Source organism: Vibrio sp. S/42/10 (genome assembly GCF_029890535.1).
GTDB lineage: Bacteria > Pseudomonadota > Gammaproteobacteria > Enterobacterales > Vibrionaceae > Vibrio > Vibrio cyclitrophicus.
In genome coordinates, this window is record NZ_JAKMZC010000036.1 from 1 (window position 1) to 7,381 (window position 7,381).

A 7,381-nucleotide genomic window follows, 5' to 3' on the forward strand; every position below is an offset into this window, starting at 1 on the left:
GGGTGATAATTGATACTAACATCTACAATTTGACCTTAAATAAAAGTAACAGTGACAGTAAAAGTAAAAGTAAAAGTAAAAGTAAAAGTAAAAGTGTATATTGCACATAACACCAAATCAGTATACTTTCAAACCAAGAACAAACCATATTAAAAATTGTATGATATATCATAAGACACTGCCGCCGTATAATAGCTGATATATAAAAAATACGTACAATAGATACTTAGAGTCCGCACATCTAATCACACTAGCAACAAGGGTATTCTATTTTTTGTAAAACTCTCGGTACCACTGAATAAACTCAGCGACGCCTTCTTTAACTGTTACCTTCGGTGTATAGCCCGTAGCTGCAAACAAGTCTTGTGTGTCAGCGTAGGTTTGATAAACGTCACCAGGTTGCATTTCACGAAAGTTTTTCTTCGCTTCAACGCCTAGCTCGTCTTCAATCGCCTTAACAAAATCCATCAGGTTGATTGGAGAGCCGTGACCAATGTTATACACCGTATAAGGCGCAGAGCTGGTTGCTGGAGAGCTCGCTTCTACTGTCCAATCGTTATCACGCGTTGGCACCACATCAGCGATACGTACCACCCCTTCAACAATGTCGTTCACGTGTGTGAAATCACGCCACATATCACCGTTATTGTTGATATCAATCATATCGCCATCGAGAATCTTCTTAGTAAAGATAAATGGTGCCATATCCGGACGTCCCCACGAGCCGTACACGGTGAAGAAACGTAGGCCTGTGGTTGGAATGTCATATAGGTGAGAATAACTGTGCGCCATGAGTTCGTTCGACTTCTTAGTCGCCGCATACAATGAAACTGGGTGGTCGACTGAATCTGACGTAGCGAATGGTGTTTTAGCATTCAACCCATAAACAGAGCTTGAAGAGGCATAAACCAAGTGCTTCACTTTATTATGACGACACCCTTCTAGAATATTCAAATGACCGACTAAGTTCGAATCTGCGTAGGCATGTGGATTTTCAATAGAGTAGCGAACCCCAGCTTGCGCGGCCAAGTGGATCACTTGATCAAATTGCTCCGCTTCGAACAAATTAGCTACGCCATCGCGATCGGCAATATCCAAATGAACCAATTTGAAGTCGCCATGTTGGATGCGACCCAAGCGTGCTTCTTTCAATGCGACATCGTAGTAGTCATTCAGGTTATCGACACCGACAACCTGATGGCCTTTCGCTGTTAGCTGTTCGACGACGGCACTACCGATAAAACCCGCCGCACCCGTTACCAAATATTTCACTATTTTCTTCCTTAATCTGAACCGAATAGATCGCGCGTATACACTTTGTCTTTCACATCTGCCAACTCTTGAGCCATGCGGTTTGAGACAATCACATCACAGCTTGACTTAAACTGCTCAAAATCCGTTAACACTAATGACCGGAAGAACTCTTTTTCTTTCAGCTCTGGCTCAAATACTACTACTTCAATACCTTTTGCTTTCAAGCGTTTCATAATGCCTTGAATGCTTGAAGCACGGAAGTTGTCAGAGCCTGACTTCATTACTAAACGGTAAATACCGACACGTCTAGGGCTTCTTTTAATAATTGAATCTGCGATAAAGTCTTTACGCGTAGTGTTCGAATCTACAATGGCTCCGATAATATTGTTTGGGACATCCGAGTAGTTAGCGCGCAACTGTTTTGTATCTTTTGGTAGGCAGTAACCACCGTAACCAAATGAAGGGTTATTGTAGTGGGAACCAATACGAGGATCTAAACTGACGCCATCGATAATTTGACGTGTATCTAACCCGTGTGATTCAGCATAGGTGTCTAACTCATTAAAGTAAGCAACACGAAGTGCCAAATAGGTATTTGAGAACAACTTTACAGCTTCGGCTTCTGTTGAATCGGTATATAGGATTTCAACGTCTTTTTTAATCGCTCCTTCTAACAACAGGTTCGCAAAAACTTGTGCACGCTCAGAGCGTTCACCGACTACAATACGTGATGGATACAGGTTATCGTATAACGCTTTACCTTCACGCAAAAACTCAGGTGAAAACATCAGGTTTTCACATTCAAGTTCCTCTTTGATACGCGCGGTATAACCCACAGGAACGGTAGATTTAATCACCATTACTGCATTTGGGTTAATCGCCATCACATCTTTAATTACCGCTTCAACAGATGAAGTGTTGAAGTAATTAGTCTCAACATCGTAATCTGTAGGTGTTGCGATGATGACGTATTCCGCATTGGAGTAAGCCAACTTTTTATCAAGTGTCGCTGTGAATTTTAATGGTTTGTTCGCCAGAAAATCTTCAATTTCAGTGTCGACGATCGGGGAGCGCTTATCGTTGAGTAATCTTACTTTCTCTTCGATAATATCGACTGCGACAACGTCATGATACTGTGACAATAGCATCGCATTTGACAAACCGACATAACCTGTACCAGCAATAGCAATATTCATTTAAAACCTACTAATTAATATATTATTTAACACAAAGTAAAACTAATTATTTAGAGACTATATATAGGCACACGGCTCAAATATGACTCTTTCAATTAAACACCTATTCAATTATCACTCCTCCCAGCTGAAGAAACTTTCAGTTTCTCCATTAAAATATATATAACACAGAAAAATAAAACTAACGTCTAATTCAAAACCCTAATTTCATTATAAAAAACAATCAACCCAAGAATATAAATCTAGATTTAATCTAAATATCGATATGATTTTGACGTGAAATATGAATAACTAAAATAAGTAAATGCTAACAGTAAAATATATAGAGTAGACAACCTTACCTGATCTGTAAAGTTATTACCACCTGATGCCACTGGGAGAATAATCAACCAAATAGATACTGCTATGTAAAAAGGTCTAAATTGTTTGATAGCATTTGAAATAGAAGCTGAAATTGCTAACAAAAGCGGCACAATGAAATATAAAATCAGACCCAAAATTCCATATCTAAAAAAATAATAAGTATAAGAAGACTCGACGTATTCCATTTCATTTTTTGCAGGGCCATTACCAAACAAGGTTACAAAAAAACTGTTGTTCGCGAAGTCAATAGCATTTTCCACTTGAATTTGTCTTAAAGAAAATGAGTTAACTTTATTACCCTCAACAACATTAATAAAACTTACATATAAATACCTGAAGTTTTCAACGATATAATCCAAATTGATAAAAAAAATCGCCACTGAAAGAAAAGTTGCTAGAAAATAAAAAATTAACACTTTGAATTTCTTTCTGCTAAATCCAGAGTAGAGCATGGAAGTAAAGACACATAATGGCGATATAATAAACACACCGAAAAATACAATAACTATTCCAGTTTTACTTTGAGTAAACAACAACACAATAGTAGAAATAAAAAACAAAAATATATTCAATTTATTTTCAAACAACGCTTTCATTAAAAAATAAAAACAGAAAAATGAAATAAAAACACTTAAATCATAAGGGTTGGTGAAAGGAGCGGAACTTCTTCCTGAGGTAATATTATGCATTTTTGTATAGTAAGGCAGAAAACTTCGATCCAATTTGAGAAATTGAACAAAAGCCATAAAACAAACCAATGTAAAAACAATAACTAAAGTAATTTCTATTTTTCGGAGGGTTTTATCTAAACCTTGCGTTTTTACTGAAAAATCAAAATAGCAATAGAAAAAGCAAAACTGGAAAAAATACAATACAGGTCGATGAAGTTCAAAAAAATCTCGAAAATCTATATCAACATCGTTAAAAATAATACCGACAGTGACAGAAACAGGAAATAACACTAGAAATGCTAATAGAGACAATATATACAATCTAGGTAAACGATAAAATTTAAAAAAACCAAAAAAAAACCCATTATTAAATGCAAATAATGCTAAAAAGCACAGAACTATTAGACCACCATTAACAAGAATTGCCCCAGAAGAACCAAGAGAATTTGAGAACGTAGGGAAAAAGAAAGCGAATATGACTATTATTAAAAAACACAAATCGGAGGCTTTCGCTAATTTAACTTTCATCACTTATCCCAAAAATCAAATGTTGTGTTAATTGAATTCTCCAAGTTAAAATCTCTTATGATTTTATTCCTGGCATTCAGTAACATCTCTGCTTCCCGATTTTTGTCCATTGCTATGAACTCCTTAACTGCGTTAATAGTATCATCGGCAATAAAACCAGTAATACGATCTTCCACAAGTTCTTCGATATCTTTTGAGCGAGACACTATCACACACGTATTAAGATACATCGCCTCTTTAACAATGTTAGGCAATCTCTCACCATCACTTTGTGATAGCAAAAACAATGCTCTTGACTCACTAATTAGTTTAAATAGTGTAGTTTGATTAATATGCCCCACGAAATCCACTAGATTTTCGATGCCTAACTTTCTGCATTTTTTTTCTAAACTTAATCTTTCAGGCCCATCACCTGCAATAATTAATCTTGTATTATCATTATTCTTTGTCATGAAAAAAAAAGCATCGATAACCAAATCCACTCTCTTGCTTTTAATTAATCTGCTAGCAGTAATGAAATTACTTTTTATTTCATACGAAATAACATTATTATTTAACTTTTCAATATCAACACCTCTATAAGCAACTTCCACCCTAGATTGTTCGACATTCAACCAATCAAGTATTCTTTTTTTGTTACCTTGAGAGTGAGTTAATATAAAATCAGACACCTTACAGCCGCACTCTGAGCAATATAATTTTTGAGACAAATCATAAGCTCCCAAAAATATAGATGTTTTTATATTAGGCGTATATTTTTTTGAAAGTAATAGAATCATTGATGGGAAATGCCCCCAGAATGCATGTAGAACATCAGGGGAGTAAGATACAATTCTTTTATATTGATATACACTGTGAGGTATAAGTAAAGTCAACTTTATAAAAGATATGAAATTAAACCTAAAAAGCTCAACTAAACAATATCTAAGAAGGTATATGTATTTAAAGATATTTTCAGGAGACAGAAAAAAATCCAAAAGTATCTTTCTATAAGATACTTCGTTTATAGAGACAGACTCTAGGTTTCGTTCTATAAGCATTTTCTCGTGATCTTTACTTTTTCTTTTTAAAGTAAATACACTTACATCTCTACCGCTTTCAATCATTTTTCTAACATCGTTAGAAGCAAAAGTTTCGGATGAGCAAGGAAACTGCATAGTTACTAGAGCTATTTTCTTATTCATCAAACATCACCTCTAAGTATCTTGAAGATATCTTATTTATTGAAAAGTCATTAGCTCGATCATGTAACTTTTTAACATCAAAAGACAGTTCTTTATAATAAAGATTGATAATATTACGAGACAGTTTAGATACATCACTCATATCAAACAACCGTCCAACATCATCATTGATAATTTCCTTTGGTCCGCCGGGACAATTGTAGGAAAAAACAGGAACTCCACATGATAGTGCCTCTACAATTACATTGCCAAAGCCCTCCCATTTAGAACAAAGAACAAACAAATCTGATTCTCTGTATTTCTCTGTAATATCTGTTGTAAAATCGCACACTTCTACGTGTTCTGACACGTTATGTTTATCGATCAAACGGCATATATTATCTTTCTCTATACCTTCACCATAAATACTTATTTTAAAATTATTAAATCGATATACATTTATTAGTTCAATAGCAACTTTAACAAGTTCAGATTGATTTTTCTGTTCAACTAATCTGCCAACATTAATTATCTTTAATATATTCCCATCAGTTATATGTTTATCATAGCACCTATTAGTTACTGGATTATGAATTACAAATATTTTGTTAGGTTGAATTCCGATCTCTTTGATTATTGTGTTTTTCGTATCATCTGAATTTGCGATTACCTTATCAGCATACCTGTATGCTAGTTTGCAAAGCACTCTAATTACATACTCTTTCGATATAACCTTGTCGATTGACTCAAAAGTATTTGCTTCCCTAGCAATCCAATGAACCTTCTTACCCAACATTAACTTGACAATAGCACTTGATATATTGCAACTTCTTAATGTCGAACAGATTACTGTAATATTCTTATCCAAGATCAATCGACGGAGCTTGATAAAAGAAAACAATGTGATTACAGCATTAATTTCTATAATTTCCACATTATCTGAAACATCTTTCAGATATGGACCATTTTTTCGATTGCAGAAAATGAAAACCTGCTTAACACCGCGTTTTGATATTTCATTAGCTAGATTTACGATGACTCTCTCAGCACCACCACCAAAAAAACTAGGAATAAAAAAGGCTATATTTTCTTTTGTTTTGCAATGCATTCTAAAACCCTTTCTTTGTAATTTTTTTCATATAATCTATCACTATGTATAAAATCAACTTCCATTTTTTCTATATAACCAGAAATAGGTTTGATAATTTTTGCAGGATTGCCCGCATACACATATCCAGAAGAAAGGTCTTTCGTTACAACAGTCCCCGCACCAACTATTACGTTACTACCAATTGTAACACCAGGTAATATAGTACAATTCATACCAACAAACACATTATCCTTAATAGTTACCTTATCATAATAAAAATACCTACCTCTATCAGTTCTAAATATCCAAGGAGATCCATCATGATTAATAATTCTAGTATTGGCAGCTATCGTAACATTATCACCAATATCGATTAAAAATGGTTCACTTCCCCAATCACGGATATATATACGACAATTTTGACCTACTTTAACACCCAGTTTTCTTGCAAATCTTACTTTACCAAATATTACAGAGTAAATTCGATTAAAAATAGCACTCACTATCCTACTCATTGTCATCATACCTAAATTTATTTGTTATGATATCTTCTATTACATTATTTTTATTTATCATCTTAGCAGGCACACCTGCAACAGTTGATGATTCATCTATGTCATTTAAAACTACGCTACCTGCACCAATAACAACATTATCTTTAATTTTCACTGATTCGACTATAGAAACATTAGGCCCTATATATACATTACTACCGATAGTTGCAGCATTCTTCTTTGTTGAACCAATAGATGTATATTGACAAATAGTACCGTTATTTCCGATTGATGTTGTTGAGTTAATAACAACATTACCATGTGGGATATATAAGGCATATCCAATTTTCACCTTAGTTGGAATTTGAATACCAGTCTTATTTGAAAAATATGGTCGGAAAATTCTAGATATACATCTTAATAAGAAGTGTTTTGATTTTGACAATCGATGGAAGAATAAATAACAAAAAAAAGGATTGGTAAGTAAATATTTTATTAGAGTAACCTTGTCAGTTTTCCTACTATATCTGTAAAGGTCACTCAAAATAAGATCAAATATGCTCATACATTCCTCAAGATAAAATTTAAGTTAATTAACTAAATTTCTTATTCTAATTTTACT

At 34.1% G+C, this 7,381-nt stretch carries 7 protein-coding genes; all 7 read right to left on the bottom strand.

Annotation, left to right across the window (positions count from 1 at the left end):
- Positions 1 to 267: 267 nt before the first annotated feature.
- On the bottom strand, positions 268 to 1,272 hold the full coding sequence (locus tag L8S15_RS21525; RefSeq protein WP_280575126.1) for an NAD-dependent epimerase: 1,005 nt from the start codon (positions 1,270 to 1,272) through the stop codon (positions 268 to 270).
- Between the two features lie 11 nt (positions 1,273 to 1,283).
- Positions 1,284 to 2,450, bottom strand: coding sequence for a nucleotide sugar dehydrogenase (locus L8S15_RS21530; protein ID WP_280575128.1), 1,167 nt, complete (start codon positions 2,448 to 2,450; stop codon positions 1,284 to 1,286).
- 248 nt (positions 2,451 to 2,698) lie between these two features.
- Positions 2,699 to 4,012: a hypothetical protein gene (locus L8S15_RS21535; RefSeq protein ID WP_280575130.1), complete on the bottom strand. Its 1,314-nt coding sequence runs from the start codon at positions 4,010 to 4,012 to the stop codon at positions 2,699 to 2,701.
- A complete protein-coding gene (locus L8S15_RS21540) occupies positions 4,012 to 5,196 on the bottom strand; it encodes a glycosyltransferase (protein WP_280575132.1) in 1,185 nt (394 codons plus the stop codon). The genes L8S15_RS21535 and L8S15_RS21540 overlap by 1 nt, the downstream gene beginning before the upstream one ends.
- The gene (locus L8S15_RS21545; RefSeq protein ID WP_280575134.1) at positions 5,189 to 6,283 is read right to left on the bottom strand and encodes a glycosyltransferase; all 1,095 of its coding nucleotides are present in this window, start codon (positions 6,281 to 6,283) and stop codon (positions 5,189 to 5,191) included. Before L8S15_RS21545 ends, L8S15_RS21540 begins: the two co-directional genes overlap by 8 nt.
- Positions 6,256 to 6,768: an acyltransferase gene (locus L8S15_RS21550; protein ID WP_280575136.1), complete on the bottom strand. Its 513-nt coding sequence runs from the start codon at positions 6,766 to 6,768 to the stop codon at positions 6,256 to 6,258. The genes L8S15_RS21545 and L8S15_RS21550 overlap by 28 nt, the downstream gene beginning before the upstream one ends.
- A 4-nt stretch (positions 6,769 to 6,772) precedes the next feature.
- Positions 6,773 to 7,324: a serine acetyltransferase gene (locus L8S15_RS21555; protein WP_280575137.1), complete on the bottom strand. Its 552-nt coding sequence runs from the start codon at positions 7,322 to 7,324 to the stop codon at positions 6,773 to 6,775.
- Positions 7,325 to 7,381 lie beyond the last annotated feature (57 nt).

Excerpts from the sequence above, each read along its gene's own strand:
- L8S15_RS21530 (WP_280575128.1), bottom strand. The coding sequence starts at position 2,450 with ATGAATATTGCTATTGCTGGTACAGGTTATGTCGGTTTGTCAAATGCG.
- L8S15_RS21535 (WP_280575130.1), bottom strand. The coding sequence starts at position 4,012 with ATGAAAGTTAAATTAGCGAAAGCCTCCGATTTGTGTTTTTTAATAATA.
- L8S15_RS21540 (WP_280575132.1), bottom strand. The coding sequence starts at position 5,196 with ATGAATAAGAAAATAGCTCTAGTAACTATGCAGTTTCCTTGCTCATCC.
- L8S15_RS21545 (WP_280575134.1), bottom strand. The coding sequence starts at position 6,283 with ATGCATTGCAAAACAAAAGAAAATATAGCCTTTTTTATTCCTAGTTTT.
- L8S15_RS21555 (WP_280575137.1), bottom strand. The coding sequence starts at position 7,324 with ATGAGCATATTTGATCTTATTTTGAGTGACCTTTACAGATATAGTAGG.